We start from the raw sequence: 18057 nt of genomic DNA, 5'->3' as shown, positions 1-18057 counted from the left end.
GCGTCGTAAAAACAAGGAGAAGTACCCAAGAGGCTGAAGGGACCGCACTCGAAATGCGGCAGACCGGCAACGGTGCGAGGGTTCAAATCCCTCCTTCTCCGCCATTAGTTTTGATAACATAATGATTGATATAAATAATTAAACTCTGCAGAATGGATATGTGCCATGAGCAGAGTTTTTTTGTTGTAAAAAGGTTTTAGAATACTTCGTATAGAATAATAATAGCAAAAGCATATTTATTCTTTAAGTGAGATATCGGGAGGCATATACATGAACGATAAGTGGCTTGATTTTGCAATTCGAATCCAAAGTATAGCGCAGGCGGGGCTGGAATACGGTAAAGACAAATACGATTTGGAGCGCTACCAAGAGCTTCGTCAAATTGCAGCTGAAATGGTGGCAGTCAAAACGGATATTCCTGTGGGCAAGGTATATGATATCTTTTGCAATGAAGAAGGGTACCAGACGCCGAAGATTGATACCAGAGCGGCTGTGTTCGTTGATGGCAAGATTCTCCTCGTTCGTGAAAACACCGGTAAGTGGTCACTCCCGGGCGGTTGGTGTGATGTAGATCAAACGATTGCCTCCAATACGGAAAAAGAAGTGAAAGAAGAATCCGGCTATGACGTAAAAGCTAAACGCCTCATTGCAATTCAGGATTGGCGCAAGCACAATGTAACGAATTTAATTTATGGTGTTTTCAAAGTGTTCGTTATGTGTGAATTCGAAGGCGGTCATTTTGAAGAGAACATTGAAACAACGGCAACGGGATTTTTCAGTAAAGACGAAATTCCGGATAATATGGCTGTTGAAAAGTGCTCTAAGGAACAGGTTTTGATGTGCTTTGAAGCCTATGAAAATCCTAATTTGCCGGCTATGTTTGAATAATCGAGAGCCGGCTAATAAAAGCTATTAGTGAAAATAAAACCTCTACGTGAACGGTTATTATCGTGCGTAGAGGTTTTGTGCATTATGACGGACAGTTAAAAAGGGGGCATATAATCGCTGATGGTGTATAATCAAAAAAAAGACAATTGAACAGGGCGATAGGGGGCTTTCTTTTGTGTACATGCGAAAAAATTAATAAAAGTATTGAGAGCTGTGGCGGCTGCAGATAAAATATGCTTTTAAATTCATGTTTTACTGCAGTCGTTTTTTCAAACAAATTATCTTTAAAAAGAGGAGTTCATACTTTACGTATTGAATATTATTAATTAAGAGATAAATTTCGAGAAAGGAGGCACGTGATGATAACGTATCTATTCATCGGCGGCATTGTATTGCTGGGAATCGAGGCTGTTGTGCCGGGTACTTGTATATTCGGCGTGAGCGGTATGGTTCTCTTGTTGGCCGCTCTTTATTTTTACTTGGGCGCCGGTGCTATGGCGTCGATTGTAGTTGCGATTGTATCGGTTATTGCGCTCATTGTCGGTATTTGGTTAGTCAAAAAAGCACCGCATACTTGGATAGGTAGACGTTTGACGTTAACGCTGGAGTCTACGAAGGACCGCGGTTATAGCGGTAATGATGAGCGAACCGATTTATTGGGCCGCGAAGGGATTGCCCAGTCTGTTTTACGGCCGGCGGGGCGCGTTATTTTTGACGATACACCGGTTGATGTAGTAACGGACGGAGAATTCTATGAACCGGGCACTAAAGTAGTGGTTGTTGCCGTTACCGGTGGCCGTGTTGTAGTTAGAAAAGTAGAGTCTGAATAAGCGTTACAAAATATAATCCATTAAGTTCTTGGTGTCCGTAAATGGCGGACTTGTCATATATTTTTTCATAAGTGAAGAGGAGGCTCTATGGAAGCGTTAGTTAATTTTAGTTTTATGTTTATTGTTGTTTCCGTCGTCATAGTCGCAGCCCTGTTTTTCCACTTTGTACCGTTAGGACTGTGGATTTCCGCCTTGGCGGCCGGGGTAAATGTAGGTATTTTCACTTTAATCGGGATGCGCTTACGTCGTGTATCGCCGTCGAAGATTGTTTTGCCATTGGTAAAAGCCAATAAAGCGGGTCTTTCGGTTAATGTTAACCAACTGGAAGCGCATTATTTAGCCGGCGGTGATGTAGACCGCGTTGTTGATGCTTTAATCGCGGCTGAACGGGCGTCTATTCCGTTGACCTTTGAACGTGCTGCCGCCATTGACTTGGCCGGTCGTGATGTGCTTGAGGCAGTTCAAATGAGTGTTAACCCTAAAGTTATTGAAACACCGACGATTTCCGCCGTTGCTAAAAACGGTATCGAACTTAAAGTTCGCGCCCGTGTAACGGTGCGTGCCAATATTGATCGCTTGGTCGGCGGTGCCGGTGAAGCGACGATTATTGCCCGTGTCGGCGAAGGTATCGTAACGACTGTAGGTTCTTCGGAAGAACATACGGATGTGCTTGAAAATCCGGATCATATTTCCCGTACCGTATTGAATAAGGGGCTTGATGCGGGTTCTGCGTTTGAAATCTTGTCCATCGATATTGCCGACGTTGATGTAGGACGTAATATCGGGGCTCAGCTCATGACGGATCAGGCGGAAGCGGATAAGAATATCGCTCAGGCGAAAGCGGAAGAACGTCGTGCCATGGCTGTTGCGAAAGAACAGGAAATGAGAGCCTACACGCAGGAAATGCAGGCGAAAGTTGTGGAAGCGCAAGCCGAAGTACCGCAGGCTTTATCGCAAGCATTGCGTGATGGTCATATGGGTGTTATGGATTATTACAATATGAACAATATTATGGCAGATACCAAAATGCGTGAGACTATCGCTGAAGGGGAAACCACCGAACTGACAACTCAGCCAAATCCGCGCAATAAATAGCGGAGGTAAGCTATGGATTTGGGTTTATTAGTCGTATTGATTATATTGGGGAATGTTATTTTGAGTACCCGTAAAAAGAAGCGTAATCCTCAAGATGGTAATCCTAATGAAGACAATACGAATGTAGAAAATAGGACTGATTACGATTGGTCGAATCCGGGTGAGCAGAACCGTCCGGGACCGCGGTCACAGCAACCGACGAATCCTATGCCGCCAAGTGAAGGGCAGCGTAATCGTACAACGGGAGGCATGGGGCCTGCCGGCAATACGCAAACCGGTAATGCCAATACGCGCGGTCGTAGTGAAGAGGCTATGACCTGGGAAGAGATGGAACGCCATTACGGCATTAAAATGGAACGTAAGGCGCCACCAACGCCACGGCCGACCACCATCTCTAACGAAGCACCGCGTCCTCAAGAAGCGGCGTTGCCACGTGAAGCATCACTGCCGCAAGAAGCTTCGAGACCGGAATCTGTGCCTGTGCCGAACGATGTAAGACGGGAAGAACCGGTTATCGTAGTGGCCAGACAGCGCGTAGAGCCAACTGTAGAACCGGCGCGACGAGATTCGACGCGTCAACAAACGACGACAACGGTAGCTACACGTCAAACATCGACTCGTCAGGTGCCAAAGACGGCTACGATTTCACCGAATCGGACGACCATACCATCGGCACAACCGGCTAAAACGGTGCCGGCACCGAATGTATGGCAACCGACTGCGTCTATGACGGGGCGCCATGTTTTTCACGGTGGCAATCATCGCCTGCCGCCGGGGGGCTTAAAAGCGGGGATTATGTGGTCTATGATTTTACAACCGCCTAGAGCTAAACAGGGAGGCTATCATAGGTAATAAAAGCTGACAATTGCCATGCGGCCGATTGTTACAGATGTGACAATTTTACAAATGTGACAATTGTCACAACACCCTTGTTACAATAGATTTATACTGATTATTGGTTTGATTTGTATGCGTATTGATTAACGTTATCAAATTAAATAGAGACATATTTCGGCCCTCGAGTCGTGTTCAATATTGACGCGGTTCGGGGGACGTGTTACGATTGAAATAGTTGTATTTGAAGTTGATATAAGTATGTCATTATAAAGAAATGAGAGGGATACAGATGACATTTTTAACAGAAGAGGTGAAAGCACGCCTCATCAAAGATTTACCGAAGTTTGCTAAAGTAAGCGAACAATTCTTCAACAAAGAAATTTCAGTTAACGATTACAAAGGCTTGTCCGGCCCGTTCGGTACCTATGCAGAACGCGGCGCTAATACGGGCATGTTCCGTTTGCGTTTACCCGGGGGACGTATTACGCAAAAGCAACTTGCCTTCTTAGCTGATTTATTCACACGCAATGATTTGCCGCATTTGCATTTCACAACCGGTCAATCTATTCAGATTCACAGCCTTCAGGGTCCACAAATTATTGAAATGTTCAAAGAATGCCATGCACAGGGTATTTATTCCCGTGGTGGCGGTGGTGACCATCCGCGTAATATTGCGGCCAGTCCGTTGCGTGGCGTAACACCGGGCGAACCATTTGACATTACACCATATGTACAAGTGGCCAGCGAATATATTTTGACGTTAATTCCTGACTTTAAAATGCCGCGTAAACTTAAAATTGCGTTCACTAACGGTCTTGAAAATGCAACACATGTAACTTTTAAAGACTTAGGTTTCTGGGCACAAGCTGACGGCACCTTTACCGTATATGCAGCGGGCGGTCTCGGCGGCAATCCGCGTAAAGGCATTTTATTGGCTGAAAAAGTAGATCCGTCCGAAATGTTATACTATATCAAAGCCATGGTTCGTACGTTTATTGAAAATGCGGATTATAAGACTCGCAGCAAAAACCGTACTCGTTACATGGTTGCTGAAATGGGCGAAGATAAATTCCGTGAAACATTCAACAAATTCTTGTTGTTCACCAAACGCGTAGAAGATTTGGATTACACTTTACCTGATACTACGATTACTAAAACCGGCAATGGTAAATTGACTCAAGAAGAATTGGCGAAAGCTAACGGTTTAATCGGTGAACAGGTTCAAGACGGTTTATACTATGTATACTATCATCCGGTAGGAGGCCATGCGCAGCCGGTAGTGGCTCGCGACGTATTCCAATACGTCGGTTCCTTGGAAGGTACCGAAGCTCGTATGACCGGTGAAGAAGGTACTTACTTCATTAACTTGACCGCTGACGAAGCTCGTAAAGTATATGATTTAATCAAAGACGACAGCTCTACTTCCAACTTTTCCGCCAGCGTATGCTGCGTAGGCGCTTCTAAATGTCAGGTAGGTTTCCAGAACTCTCAGGCTGCTTACAAAGACATTTTGGCTCACTTAAAAGCGGAAGGTATTGATGACAGCTTATTGCCAAAAATCCACATTTCCGGTTGCCCATCTTCTTGCGGTACTCATCAAATCGGCACATTAGGTTTACACGGTTTCGTAAAACAAGTTGACGGCAAACCACAACCGGCCTTCAACTTATTTAAAGGCGGCAGCGATGAATTGGGCGTTGTAACGTTCGGCGAACCTTTGGGCGCCATTACAACAGCTGATTTACCGGCTTTCTTTGCTGAATTGGCACAGACTTTAAATGATGCCGGCGTGGCCTACGATATTTGGATTCAGGACCATGAAGCCGATTTCGAAGCGTTGGCTAAAAAATATATCTAATAAGGCGTAGTTTATTTAGGGCTTTAGGGAAGCTTATAGCTTTAAATGACACCTGAATAACTGCATAATGAAAGCCCTCTCACGACCGGTGAGAGGGCTTTTTGCATGCCTGGTTTAGGCTGACTCTAAGAGGGAAAGCTGCGGGCAAGCAAAACGCCTTCACGGTATGCAAAGGCGTTTTTTGAGTTATTTTATTGAGTTTTCAATTCTTCCAAAAATTCAGCAATGCGTTTTAACGCTTCCTTAATATTCGCTAAGGAATTGGCATAGGCTACACGCACGAAGCCTTCGCCGCAATCACCGAAGGCGTTGCCCGGTACGACGGCTACGTGTTTGGCGTAAAGCAATTTTTCACAGAATGTTTCCGAATCGAGACCGGTGGAGCGGATGTCCGGGAATACGTAGAAGGCGCCTTCCGGTTCGAAGCAAGTGAGGCCCAACTGGTTAAAGGTTTTAACCAAAAGGCGACGACGAATATCGTATTGATCGCGCATGTATCCAATATCTTTATCCCCGTGTTTCAACGCTTCAATGGCAGCATATTGAGCAACCGATGGGGCACTCATAATGCCATATTGATGAAGTTTCGTCATTTGCGTGATAATTTCTTTTGGACCGAGGGCCATGCCGAGACGCCATCCCGTCATAGCGAAGGCTTTGGAGAAGCCGTTAATGACGATGGTTCGTTCTTTCATGCCCGGAACTGATGCGATGGTTACATGTTGTTCGGAACCGTAGGTCAATTCGCTGTAGAGTTCATCGGAAATAACGAGCAAGTCATGTTCTTCGATGACTTTGGCGATTTCCTCTAAGTGCTCGCGGCGCATAATCGCACCGGTTGGATTATTAGGAAATGGCAAAACGAGCAATTTGGTTTTAGGTGTAATGTGGGAGCGAATATCTTCGGCCGTAAGACGGAAGTTATTTTCCGCTTTGGTTTCCACCGGTACGGACACACCTTTGGCTACTTCCGTAAGCGGCGTGTAGCAAACAAAGCTAGGCACCGGAATGAGTACTTCGTCACCTTCGTTAATGAGGGCACGAAGAGCTAAATCGATAGCTTCAGAACCACCAACAGTGACCAGAATATCGGTAGCGGGATCATACGTTACATCGTATTTACGAGTGAACCAACGGCTGATTTCTTCGCGTAAGTCCGCAAAACCGCGATTTGGTGAGTACCAGGTCTTACCTTTTTCTAAGGTATCGATACCGGTTTCACGAATATGCCATGGCGTGGTGAAATCCGGTTCGCCGATGCTGAGGGAAATAACATCATCAATTTCGCTGGCAATGTCGAAGAAACGGCGAATACCGGACGGTTTTACATTGGACAGCTCACGATTTAAAAATTTATCATAATTAATCATAGAACACATTACTCCTTGTTTCTTTTTGTTCTTCGTCATGGTAGATTACATTGCGGTCTTTGTAGCGGCTCAAGATAAAGTGCGTACCCGTGCCTTGGACACCTTCCAAAGTGGAAAGACGACGTGCAACAAAGAGGGCGATATCGCGCATGCTTTGGCCCTGAATGATAACGGTCAAATCATAACCGCCGGACATGAGATAGACACCTTCCACCTCTTCGAATTGCATGATGCGATGCGCGAGTTTATCGAAGCCTTGATCAGGTTCCGGTGTAACTTTAAGTTGAATGAGGGCGGTTGCCTTATTGGCATCGATGGCTTCCCAGTCAATTACGGCTTGATAGCCTTTGATAATGCCTTCCGCTTCCAGCACGGCGATACGTTCAGATACCTCAGCTTCGGCTACACCTAACATGGCCGCCAATTGGTCATGGGTTAATTTCGCGTCTGTCGCCAAAAGGTCGAGCAGCTTTTTGTCAGTAGCAGTTACAGTAAAATTACTCATAATTAATATCTCCTTTCAAGGTCGGAATCGAAGCATCCGAGGTATCAGACAAAAAGTATATGTTCTGTTTATAATAGCGTCTTTGTCTGAGAATTTAGCGATTTTATCTGACGAGAGTATGGCTGTCAGACGATTTCGTATACAATTTATTGTACCACTCTTTAGTGTTGAATTAAATAGAAAATTCAACATAGATGCGTTTTAAGTATAAAATAAATGAGTTATAATCAATAAAAAGCCTCCCTTGCAACTGGCAGGGGAGGCTTAATTTCTATCAATGTTTCTATCAACGTATCAAAGCATATGTTTTATTTAGTTACTACTTTAAGTTCTACAGGGATCTTGCTTTCCACTGTTTCACCTTTGATAACTTTGGAAGCAGTATCTACAGCAATTTTACCCATCAATTCAGGTTGTTGCGCGATAGTAGCCGCTAAAGTGCCGTCTTGAACAGCTTTTTCAGCATCGGCAGTACCGTCAAAACCTACGATGAAAACTTGTTTGCCTGCCGATTTAGCAGCTTGGATGGCACCAAGAGCCATTTCGTCGTTGTGAGCAAAAATAGCTTTTACATCAGGGTTAGCTTGAAGAATGTTAGTGGAAACGTTTAAGCCTTTAGTGCGGTCAAAATCAGCACTCTGTTTAGCTACTACGTCTAAGGATTTGTCGGCAACATTATGGAAGCCTTGACCACGTTCGCGAGTTGCGGAAGCGCCCGGGATACCTTCGATTTCAGCAACTTTAGTGCCATTGCCGAGTTTATCAACGATTAATTGAGCTGCCATTTCGCCGCCTTTAACGTTATCGGAAGCGATGTGAGCTACTACTTTACCTTTGTCGGTAGAGCGGTCAACAGTGATAACCGGAATGTTTTTAGCGTTGGCTGCTTCAACGGAAGTAGCAATAGCAGCGGAGTCAACCGGGTTAACGATCAATACGGATACGCCGCTTTCTAATAAATCGGCAATGTCATTAGCCTGTTTAGCAGGGTCGTTTTGAGCGTCAACGATTTTAACTTTAAGGCCTAATTCTTTAGCCTGTTTTTCAACACCGTCTTTTAAAGATACGAAGAACGGATTGTTTAAGGTAGATACGGAGAAACCGATAGTACCTTGTTTTTTATCGCCACCACCATTGTTGGAAGAGCCGCAACCGGCTACGAGACCGATAACTAAGATTACGGCAGCGATGACTGTTAATAATTTTTTCATTCCTAACCTCCTACGCTTTTTTGCGGTCCCCGAGGACTGCAAGTAGAATTACAATACCTTTGACGATTTGTTGATAGAAACTGGAAACGTCGAGAATATTTAAACCATTGTTGAGGGTACCGATGATGAGGGCACCGATTAAGGTACCTACAATGTGACCGCGACCGCCGGCAAGACTGGTACCGCCCAATACTACAGCGGCGATGGCGTCAAGTTCATAGCCCATACCGGCTGTCGGCTGCGCCGAATTGAGGCGGGATGTAATGATGGCGCCTGCAATGGCACTGAGCATACCGGTTAAGGCGTAAGCGAAGATTTTAACGCGGTTAATTTTGATACCGGCAATATAACTTACCTTTTCACTGCCGCCGACAGCATAGGTCTGACGGCCAAGGGATGTTTTTTGCAAAACAAACCATAAAATAAGGAAGGATACAAACATGGTAATAGCCGGTACGGGCAGACCTGCGATATCGCCCTGGCCGAAGCCGTGGAACAAAGGATCACTGGTCAAACCGCTGATAGGGTTGCCGTCCGTAAAAACTAAGGTGGCCCCGCGATAAATCGTCATGGTTGCCAAGGTGGCGATAAACGGTGCCACTTTACCGTAGGCAATGACGATACCGTTGATACCGCCGAGGATAATGCCCACGCCGGCGGAGGCGAGAATGGCCACTTCCGGATTCATGCCGCCAACGATGAAGTTGGCCATGATGGCACTGGATAAAGCGAGGATGGAGCCTACGGATAAGTCGATACCGCTCGTCAAAATAACGAAGGTCATACCGAAGGCGATGATAGCATTAATGGATACTTGGCGTAATAAGTTGCGCAAGTTGGAGAATTCCAAGAAGCTGTCGTTCATAAAGGCGATGATAATAAATAAGGCAATCAGGCCGATGAGAGGGCCTAATTTTTTGAGTGTTTCCGTAATATTCTGGTTCATTATTGTCCTCCTGTTGCTAGGTTCATGATGGCTTCCGGTGAAGCGTCGTTGTGGTTTAGTATACCTGCAACGGCTCCTTCGTGAATGACCATGACCCGATCACTCATCCCGATAACTTCAGGGAGTTCCGAGGAGACCATAATGATGGAAACTCCTTGGCTCGTTAATTCATTCATTAAATCGTAAATATCGCGTTTGGCACCAATGTCGATACCGCGGGTCGGTTCGTCCATGATGATAATGGATGGGGATAAACCAATCCATTTGGCGATAACTACTTTTTGCTGATTACCACCGGATAACGAGGAGGCCGGTAAGTGAACCGATTGAGTTTTGACGCCTAAGCGTTTGGATAAGTTGTCCGCAAAATCCACCAGTTTATTGCTGTTGAGCACATGGTTTGGACATACTTGACCGAGATTAGGCAAGGTAATATTTTTGCCGATGGAAAAGTCAAGAATCAGACCTTCCCCTTTGCGGTCTTCCGTGATGAAGGCAATACCGGCTTTAATCGCATCTTCCGGTTTTTTGAAATGAAGATGTTTACCATTTAGTATAATTTCGCCGCCATCGTGTTTGTCGATGCCGAAGATGGCGCGCATGATTTCGGTGCGTCCTGCCCCCATGAGGCCGGCTACGCCCAATATTTCGCCTTTACGTAAATCAAAGGAAATGGTGCTGTTGAAATCTTTCGGTTTTAAGCCGTTAACGGTGAGTACCACGTCGCCCGGTGCCGTGGTTCTATCGGGATAAAATTCATCGATGGAACGACCTACCATGTGATGCACAACTTCATCAACCGTTGTTTCTTGAACCGGTTTGGTGCTGATGGTGTGGCCATCGCGCATAACGGTAATAACATCACATTCACTGAATACTTCTTCCATCCGGTGGGAGATGTATACGATGGCTACGCCTTGGGCTTTTAATTGGCGCATCATGCGGAACAAGGTTTCCGTTTCGCGTTCGGTGAGAGCGGCCGACGGTTCATCCATGATAACGACCTTGGCATCGAGCATGAGTACACGCAAAATTTCGGTCATCTGTTGTTGACCGACTGAGCATTGCCCCGCTTCTTTCGTGAGGGGCAATTCGATATTTAATTCCTTGCATTTGGCCTGTGCTTCGGCGAGCATAGCTTTTCTATCCAACATGCCGATGCCGTTTCGTTTCGGTTGCATGAGGTAGAGGTTTTCCAACAGGCTGAGGTTCGGCCAAATATTTAATTCCTGATGGATAAAGGCAATCCCGTTTTTCTCTGCTTCGCGCGGATTGGCGAAGGTCGTGGCGACGCCATCGACTGTAATAACGCCGGCATCCGCTTTATGTAAGCCTGTAAGAATGTTCATCAAGGTAGATTTACCCGCCCCGTTTTCCCCCATGAGGGCGTGAACTTCGCCGGCTTTTAGGGTGATGGCCACGTCCTTAAGAACTTGGTTGGTTCCAAAGGCTTTGGCAATCCCTGTCATTTTGATTTCCATTGAAAACTCCTAATCGTTTATTTTTCGTCGTTAAAAATGCAATCCGCCTGTAATATTACATTGGCATACGGTGTGGTTTCACCGGTGCGAATAATGCATTTACACTGTTTCGTTGCTTCTTTAAAGGCTTCGTGGTCGGTTCTGACCCATTCGTAGCGATCTTGCGGATATAATTCCTGAAGAACGGCATAGTTATGGGGATTCATTTCTTCCATAGGGGAGGCAATATGAATTGATTCGGCCTGCATATTGGCTTTTAAGACACGCACTACCGCTTCAAAACTTGGGGTTCCGAAGGTGAGGGCTAAGTCAATTTTCTGCACACCGGCCGGTACGGGTAAACCGCAATCACCGATGCAAATTGTATCGGTATGACCTAAATCGGCTAATACTTTAGCAATGTGACTGTTTAAGATTCCACCTTTTTGCATGATTAACTCCTTTTGGCTAAGAAGGCGGCTACTTCATCGGCCGTAGGCATACCTTCTTGAGCACCTAGTTTTAAAATGGAAAGAGCCGCTGCGGCATTACCGTATTGAAGGGCTTCATCCATGGATTTATTATTGGCGATGGCTGTGGCGAAGGCTCCGTTAAAAGTATCGCCGGCACCGGTTGTATCTACCGGTGTTACGGTAAAACCGGGTACGGTGTGAACCTTCCCGTCCTTGGCATAAGCCACGCCTTGCTTCCCGAGAGTTACGATAATCTTTCCTTCATTGGCAAGCATGGTGTCTTCCGTTGCCTGTCCCGGATATAGTGCAGCTAATTCGTGTTCATTAGGTGTAATATATGTGGCTGCTTCGAGCCAAGCACTGTCTAAATCGGCAGCCGGAGCGGGGTTTAAGAGCACTTTGATGCCGTTTTTGGCGCATTTTTCCGTAATATAGCCAATTGTCGATAAAGGAATTTCGTTTTGTACGAGGACTAAATCAGCTGTTTTGATGGCGTCCCACGCATTATCGACGACTTTCGAATCGACTTTAGCATTGGCGCCGGCAATAACGATAATGCTGTTATCGCCTTCCGCTAAGGTAATGTGCGCTGTACCGCTGTTTTCACCTTCTATAACGGTAAGGTAGTCGGTGTTTATGTTATATTTGTGGAGATTGTCTAATACCATGCGGCCATAAGCATCATCGCCGATGCATCCGACCATGGTAACATGAGCCCCCAACTTGGCGGAGGCTACTGCTTGGTTAGCCCCTTTGCCGCCCGGCGAAATATTAAGTCCCAAGCCCATGATTGTCTCACCGGCTGCGGGACGTTTATCGGCCATGACGGTAATATCCATGTTACAACTGCCGATAACTACAATGTTATTCATTGTAACCTCCTTAGTATTTAATAGCGATTCCTCTAGTATACACTAAATTTCGTTAATTTAACAGATAGTAAAAGTCTTAATTTAGTATATACTAAATAATCGTATTTGCCTACTGCTAAAACACAAAAAATAGGAGCAGTTGATTGATGGCGGGACAAAATGTAACCATATAGTGTAGCTTAATTAATTTTAAAATGATGATTATTTTTCTAAAATTGTGTAAAGCGGCGATTAAGTTTTTTACTCTTTTAAAATAACTGTAAATCTATAAAATTAGGCTTATGTCACTATTTTTGATATAATATAATAGAAAATGCTACGTAATGAATTTAAAGAGGAAGGGCTGACGTCATTATGAGTGAAAATGAACAGGTGCGAATTGGTGAGGCGAATTCGGCTGATTCGGTAAAAGAGCCTCATTTGATGACTCTGGAAGCAGCAATCGGGGCACGGCGCAGTATTCGCCGTTATGAATCAGTTCCCATACCACGAGCTCAGATTGAGCATATGATTGACATGGCTAAAATGTCGCCGTCACCTAAAAATCGCCAAGCTTGGCGCGTACGCATATTGGAGGGGGCTTCAAAAGATGGCTTTGTTGAAATGGGATATGCTTGTTTACAACGGCTTAAAGAAGCGGGGCAACGTTTTGGTAGTTTGGAAATCAGTTTGCATGCTATGAAAACGGCGGGTGCCGTACTTATCATTTATAATCCGTTTGACGATGATATCGATTATGAACGAATCTGGGCAAAAAGTGACTTACAGGCCTTGGGAGCGTTTATCAATACAATTCTCTTAATGGCGACCGAATACGGTTTAGGTTCTTTGTGGATTAATGATATTTACTTTATTCAGGAAGAAGCGAAAGCATGGCTTAATTTAAGTCATGAAATTGCAGCGGTTGTAACGATTGGCGTGCCGGCTGAGCATCCATTTGCGAGACCGCGTAAATCCGTGGCGGAAATTGTAGATTAAGAGTATATAGTTATATTGTGTAATGTAAAGGAGACTATCAATGAGTGAATTACCTAATTGCCCAAAATGCGGCGAATCGTATACCTATGAGGATGGCCATCTTTATGTATGTCCTATGTGTGCTCACGAATGGTCGGCCGCCGATGCTGAAACCGCCGAAGGTGGTTTAGTTGTGCGTGATGCCAACGGCAATCTCTTGCAGGACGGCGATTCCGTAACTATTATTAAAGACCTTAAAGTAAAAGGGGCTTCCGTATTAAAACAGGGGACCCGTGTTAAAAATATTCGCCTCGTTGACGGCGATCACAACATCGATTGTAAAATCGACGGCTTCGGCGCCATGGCTTTGAAGTCGGAGTTTGTGAAAAAACTGTAAGCGAATTCGGTTTAAAAGCGGAAGTGATTTCGAAGCAAAATTGATTTCGGTGTGTAAAGACGATTGACGCCGATTAAAGAGAATATTGATTGCACTAAAAAGGACAGGTTCGTCGTGAACCTGTCCTTTTGCTATAAGCCCTAAGGCTTATGGAATTATATGTTTATTATAAGCTGAACGTTTTGATTTCAGTTTCGTTAATGGAAGCTACGATATCATCAGCTAATTTTGCAAATAATTTTAATTGATCTTGATGTAAAGCGCCGCGAATATCGAGTGGCGTACCAACAATTTCCATGTCCTTGATTTCATTGGTGAAGTATTCCACCATGCGTTTCATAGCGGCGGAAGCCCAAGAATGGTTGCCTACAATGGACACCTTATGGTTATGGAAGTTGAGCGCTTTCAATTCATATAAAAGGTTTTCCATGGTAAGATATAAGGCTAAGTTATAAGTAGGAGCCATACAAACAAGATGGCTATATTTCCAAGCATCCGCGATGATATAAGACGGATTGGTCTTCGATACGTCGTAGATTTTAATATCCGTAATGCCGCGGAAGGATAACAAGCGAGCTAATTGCTGTGCCATATCGGCAGTGTTGCCGTACATGGACCCGAAAGCGATAACTACGCCTTTCTTTTCGGCGGAGTAGGTGCTCCAATGCATGTATTTTTCAATCATGTACTGGATGCTTTCCGGTGTACGCCAGATTGGACCGTGAAGCGGTGCAATCATTTTAATGCCCAACGGAAGGACTTTTTTGATGGCATTTTGTACCTGAACGCCGTATTTACCAACGATATTGGTGTAGTAACGACGAGCTTCGTCTTCGTAAACGCGTTCGAAATCGAGCTGATCGGCGAAGATGTTGCCGTTGATGGTACCGAAGGTACCGAACGCATCGGCGGAGAAGAGGATGCCGTTGCTGGATTCAAACGTACAAGTTACTTCAGGCCAGTGAACCATCGGCATGGTATAGGAATGTAAGGTGTGTTTACCTAAGCAAATGCTGTCGCCCTCTTTAACTTCATAATAGTTTTCAGGGTGTGGACGGCCGTAGAATTGTTCGAACAAGCGGAATGTAGTGCGGTTACCTACGAGTTTAACATTCGGATAACGTTCAATGAGCTCAACCAAGGTAGAGCAGTGATCCGGTTCCATATGGTTAACGACTACATAATCGAGCTCGCGACCACGTAATAAAAATTCCACATTGTCAAAAAATTCCTGACGAATGCTGTCATCAACGGAGTCTACGATACAAGTTTTTTCATCATCGATAAAATATGAGTTATAGCTTACGCCCAACGGAATGGGAAATAAATTTTCAAAGCGTTCCGTATCCCAGTCGTTGCTGCCTATCCAATAGATATTATCTGTTAATTTCTGTGCGCATTGCATGTGCTTACATCCTTTCACTTAAGAATAACAAGAGCTGGTTATGTCTCTAAACTTATTCACCATCTTTTATGATACAAGAAATCAGGTAGATATGCAACTTATACCGATGAAAAAAACGACATTTGTCATGCCGTTTTTTTCTTTTTGTATGCATTTTTTGAAATAATAGGTTGTGTGAAACAGCTTATTTGCAAAACTAATAAATTAGCCGGTTAAACCGGTCAGTTAAACCGGCTAACTAAATCAATCAGTTACATCAGTCGTAAATATGAGTATTATTTGAAGTATGCTACGCCGGAAGCAAATACAGGCATACCCTGTTTGCCCGGTACGTTTTTGGAAATGCCGTGGCCCGTACGTTCAATGTGGCCCATTTTACCGAATACGCGGCCGTCAGGGCTGAAGAGACCTTCGATGGCGGCAACGGATTGGTTTGGATTGTAGCGGGCGTCGTAAGAGGCGATGCCGTCTAAATCAACATACTGCGTAGCAATTTGGCCTTTGCGGTTGAATTCAACGACTTGGGCCGGGGACGCAATGAAGCGACCTTCGCCGTGAGAAATCGGAATTGTGTAGATTTCTCCGGCTTTGCAGAGGCTCATCCAAGGTGATTTCGTGGAAATTACTTTGGTGCGAACCATACCGGAAAGGTGACGGCCAATAGTGTTGTACGTCAAAGTAGGGCTGTCTGCCGTCATAGGGGCGATTTCGCCATATGGCAAGAGGCCTAATTTAATCAACGCTTGGAAACCGTTACAAATGCCGAGAGCCAGACCGTCGCGGTTGTGCAATAAATTGTGTAAGGATTCGCTGAGGTACGGATTGCGGAACAAGGTAGCCATGAACTTACCGGAACCGTCCGGTTCGTCACCGGCACTGAAACCACCCGGGAAGAAGACAATTTGAGCTTCGTCCAATTTGCGTTTCATTTCCTGAATGGATTCTTCCAATTCCGCTACGGTGCGGTTGCGGATAATAACGATGTCCGCTTCACCGCCGGCCCGTTCAAAGGCTAGGGCCGAATCGTACTCACAGTTCGTACCCGGGAATACCGGAATAACGACACGCGGTTTGGCAATAGCAGGCGCCTGACGCGGTTTCGCTTTTTGATCGTGAATATAAGCAACGGCTTCGCCTTGACCGGATTTTGCCGTCAATGGGAAGATCGGTGCCAACGTGCTTTCATAGGCTGCTTCGAGGTCGGCTAAGGCAAGTTCCGTGCCGGCCACTTTAATGGCAGGTTCTTTAGTGAGGGTACCGAGTACTGTTACATACTCTTCCTTAGCCCATGCAGCAGCTGTAGCTTCGTCGGTTTCGATAATCCAAGAACCGCTGTGCGGAGCGAATAACAAGTCTTTTACGTCATCGTTAAGTTCTACGCCGATGCGGTCGCCAAGAGCCATTTTAGTGATGGCGGCAGCAATACCGCCTGCTTCTACTACATAAGCAGCTGCCACTTTGCCGGCACGCGCTTCTTTCGTGATGCGGTCGGCTTGAGCTTTGAATACATCAAAGTCAGGCGTGTCGTCCTCTTTGCGTGGGAAGTCCACATGTAATACTTTGTGACCGGCTTCTTTGAAGTGCGGTGTCAAAATATTATCTACATGAGCCGTTGTAACGGCAAAGGCTACGAGGGTAGGCGGTACGGTTAAGTCCATAAAAGTACCGGACATGGAGTCTTTACCGCCGATGGCGCCGATGCCCAATTCTTTTTGAGCTTTATAAGCACCGAGTAAAGCGGCTACCGGTTTACCCCAAGCTGTTTCATCCTGATTTAAACGTTCGAAATACTCTTGTAAGGTTAAGTACGCCGTACTGCGGTCACCGCCGAGGGCTACGATTTTGGCAACGGCCAACAGAATAGCCTGCTGCGCACCGTGGAACGGACTCCATTCGGATAAGAACGGATCGAAACCGTGGGTCATGAGGCTGGCTGTCGTTGTTTCAGCATGAAGTACCGGCAATTTAGCGGCCATACCTTGTACCGGGGTTTTCTGATAGAGACCGCTGAACGGCATGAGAACGGTACCGGCACCGATGGTGCTGTCGAAACGTTCGCCCAGACCTTGCTGGGACGTTACGGCTAAGTCTTTCATGGTGTCGAGCCAATGGGCTTTAAGATCCGTTACGGCCGGTGTGTTGTAATAGCCGGCAACCGGAGAAGCCACATGGGCTTTTTGATGCTGTTCAGCACCGTTAGTATATAAGAAATCGCGGGAGATGTCGACAATGTTCACGCCCTGCCAAGTCATAGTGAGGCGGTTGCTGTCGGTTACATCCGCTACGATGGTAGCTTCGAGGTTTTCTTCGTCGCAGTATTTCTGGAAAGCGTCCCAGTCTTTTTTGGCAATGACGCAAGCCATACGTTCCTGTGATTCGGAAATGGCAAGTTCCGTGCCATCCAGGCCTTCGTATTTCTTAGGCACAGTATCGAGGTTGATTAAAAGACCGTCAGTTAATTCACCGATGGCTACAGATACACCGCCGGCACCGAAGTCGTTACAACGTTTAATCAATGTGGTAACTTCCGGACGACGGAATAAACGCTGGATTTTACGTTCCGTAAGGGGATTACCTTTCTGTATTTCCGCACCGCAAGAAGCGAGGGAGGATAAATCGTGTTCTTTGGAGGAGCCGGTAGCACCGCCGCAGCCGTCACGACCGGTTTGACCGCCGAGCAGGACAACGATGTCACCCGGTACCGGTTCTTCACGACGTACGTTAGTGCGAGGGGCGGCCCCGATAACGGCGCCGATTTCCATGCGTTTAGCTACATAGCTCGGATGATAGTATTCACGAACTTCGCCGGTGGCAAGACCGATTTGGTTACCGTAAGAGCTGTAACCGCGAGCGGCGCCGGTCGTAATCTGTACCTGCGGTAATTTACCTTCCAAGGTTTCATCAAGCGGAGTAAGCGGATTGCCGGAACCGGTAACGCGCATAGCCTGATATA

Annotated in this window: 16 protein-coding genes and 1 tRNA gene; 8 read left to right on the top strand and 9 right to left on the bottom strand. The window is 45.7% G+C overall.

All coding sequences use genetic code 11. From position 1 onward, the window contains the following. The first annotated feature begins 15 nt into the window (after positions 1-15). The 6 genes from QZL64_RS10340 to QZL64_RS10315 all read left to right on the top strand — a co-directional run bounded on the left by QZL64_RS10340 (position 16) and on the right by QZL64_RS10315 (position 5508). Positions 16-104 (top strand) — tRNA-Ser (locus QZL64_RS10340). A 166-nt stretch (positions 105-270) separates the two neighbouring features. Then, entirely contained in the window at positions 271-888 is a 618-nt protein-coding gene (locus QZL64_RS10335; protein WP_021841922.1) for an NUDIX hydrolase N-terminal domain-containing protein, read from the top strand. A 359-nt stretch (positions 889-1247) separates the two neighbouring features. Beyond that, entirely contained in the window at positions 1248-1718 is a 471-nt protein-coding gene (locus QZL64_RS10330; RefSeq protein WP_021841921.1) for an NfeD family protein, read from the top strand. Between the two features lie 114 nt (positions 1719-1832). After that, the gene (gene floA / locus QZL64_RS10325) at positions 1833-2813 is read left to right on the top strand and encodes a flotillin-like protein FloA (RefSeq protein WP_206512531.1); all 981 of its coding nucleotides are present in this window, start codon (positions 1833-1835) and stop codon (positions 2811-2813) included. A gap of 12 nt (positions 2814-2825) precedes the next feature. Continuing rightward, the gene (locus tag QZL64_RS10320; protein WP_021841919.1) at positions 2826-3665 is read left to right on the top strand and encodes a hypothetical protein; all 840 of its coding nucleotides are present in this window, start codon (positions 2826-2828) and stop codon (positions 3663-3665) included. A 274-nt stretch (positions 3666-3939) separates the two neighbouring features. Next, positions 3940-5508, top strand: a complete 1569-nt coding sequence (locus tag QZL64_RS10315; protein WP_021841918.1) for a nitrite/sulfite reductase — start codon at positions 3940-3942, stop codon at positions 5506-5508. A gap of 191 nt (positions 5509-5699) precedes the next feature. On the opposite strand, the gene QZL64_RS10310 is transcribed toward QZL64_RS10315, so the two are convergent. The 7 genes from QZL64_RS10310 to rbsK form a co-directional block, all read right to left on the bottom strand. Then, on the bottom strand, positions 5700-6878 hold the full coding sequence (locus tag QZL64_RS10310) for an aminotransferase class I/II-fold pyridoxal phosphate-dependent enzyme (protein WP_021841917.1): 1179 nt from the start codon (positions 6876-6878) through the stop codon (positions 5700-5702). Next, a complete protein-coding gene (locus tag QZL64_RS10305) occupies positions 6871-7383 on the bottom strand; it encodes an Lrp/AsnC family transcriptional regulator (RefSeq protein ID WP_021841916.1) in 513 nt (170 codons plus the stop codon). The genes QZL64_RS10310 and QZL64_RS10305 overlap by 8 nt, the downstream gene beginning before the upstream one ends. A gap of 308 nt (positions 7384-7691) precedes the next feature. Continuing rightward, a complete protein-coding gene (gene rbsB / locus QZL64_RS10300; RefSeq protein WP_021841915.1) occupies positions 7692-8594 on the bottom strand; it encodes a ribose ABC transporter substrate-binding protein RbsB in 903 nt (300 codons plus the stop codon). Between the two features lie 10 nt (positions 8595-8604). After that, on the bottom strand, positions 8605-9540 hold the full coding sequence (locus QZL64_RS10295; protein WP_021841914.1) for an ABC transporter permease subunit: 936 nt from the start codon (positions 9538-9540) through the stop codon (positions 8605-8607). After that, a complete protein-coding gene (locus tag QZL64_RS10290) occupies positions 9540-11021 on the bottom strand; it encodes a sugar ABC transporter ATP-binding protein (protein WP_021841913.1) in 1482 nt (493 codons plus the stop codon). Before QZL64_RS10290 ends, QZL64_RS10295 begins: the two co-directional genes overlap by 1 nt. A gap of 17 nt (positions 11022-11038) precedes the next feature. Further along, positions 11039-11452, bottom strand: coding sequence for a D-ribose pyranase (gene rbsD / locus QZL64_RS10285; RefSeq protein WP_021841912.1), 414 nt, complete (start codon positions 11450-11452; stop codon positions 11039-11041). Positions 11453-11454: 2 nt separating this feature from the next. Next, positions 11455-12345 (bottom strand): ribokinase, encoded by an 891-nt coding sequence (gene rbsK, locus QZL64_RS10280; protein ID WP_021841911.1) that lies wholly within the window; start codon positions 12343-12345, stop codon positions 11455-11457. A 354-nt stretch (positions 12346-12699) separates the two neighbouring features. On the opposite strand from rbsK, the gene QZL64_RS10275 reads away from it, so the two are divergent. Beyond that, positions 12700-13323 (top strand): nitroreductase family protein, encoded by a 624-nt coding sequence (locus QZL64_RS10275; RefSeq protein WP_021841910.1) that lies wholly within the window; start codon positions 12700-12702, stop codon positions 13321-13323. A gap of 40 nt (positions 13324-13363) precedes the next feature. After that, positions 13364-13699, top strand: coding sequence for a zinc ribbon domain-containing protein YjdM (locus tag QZL64_RS10270; RefSeq protein ID WP_021841909.1), 336 nt, complete (start codon positions 13364-13366; stop codon positions 13697-13699). 166 nt (positions 13700-13865) lie between these two features. On the opposite strand, the gene QZL64_RS10265 is transcribed toward QZL64_RS10270, so the two are convergent. Further along, on the bottom strand, positions 13866-15104 hold the full coding sequence (locus tag QZL64_RS10265; protein WP_021841908.1) for an FprA family A-type flavoprotein: 1239 nt from the start codon (positions 15102-15104) through the stop codon (positions 13866-13868). Positions 15105-15379: 275 nt separating this feature from the next. Further along, positions 15380-18057 (bottom strand): phosphoribosylformylglycinamidine synthase (locus tag QZL64_RS10260; protein ID WP_296309540.1); only part of this gene is annotated, 2678 nt, incomplete at its 5' end.

Origin of the sequence: Veillonella sp. CAG:933, from assembly GCF_000431435.1 — a bacterium.
Lineage (GTDB): Bacteria > Bacillota > Negativicutes > Veillonellales > Veillonellaceae > Veillonella_A.
The sequence above is the reverse complement of the archived record's forward strand: the minus strand, read 5'-3'. Positions and strand labels throughout refer to the sequence as shown.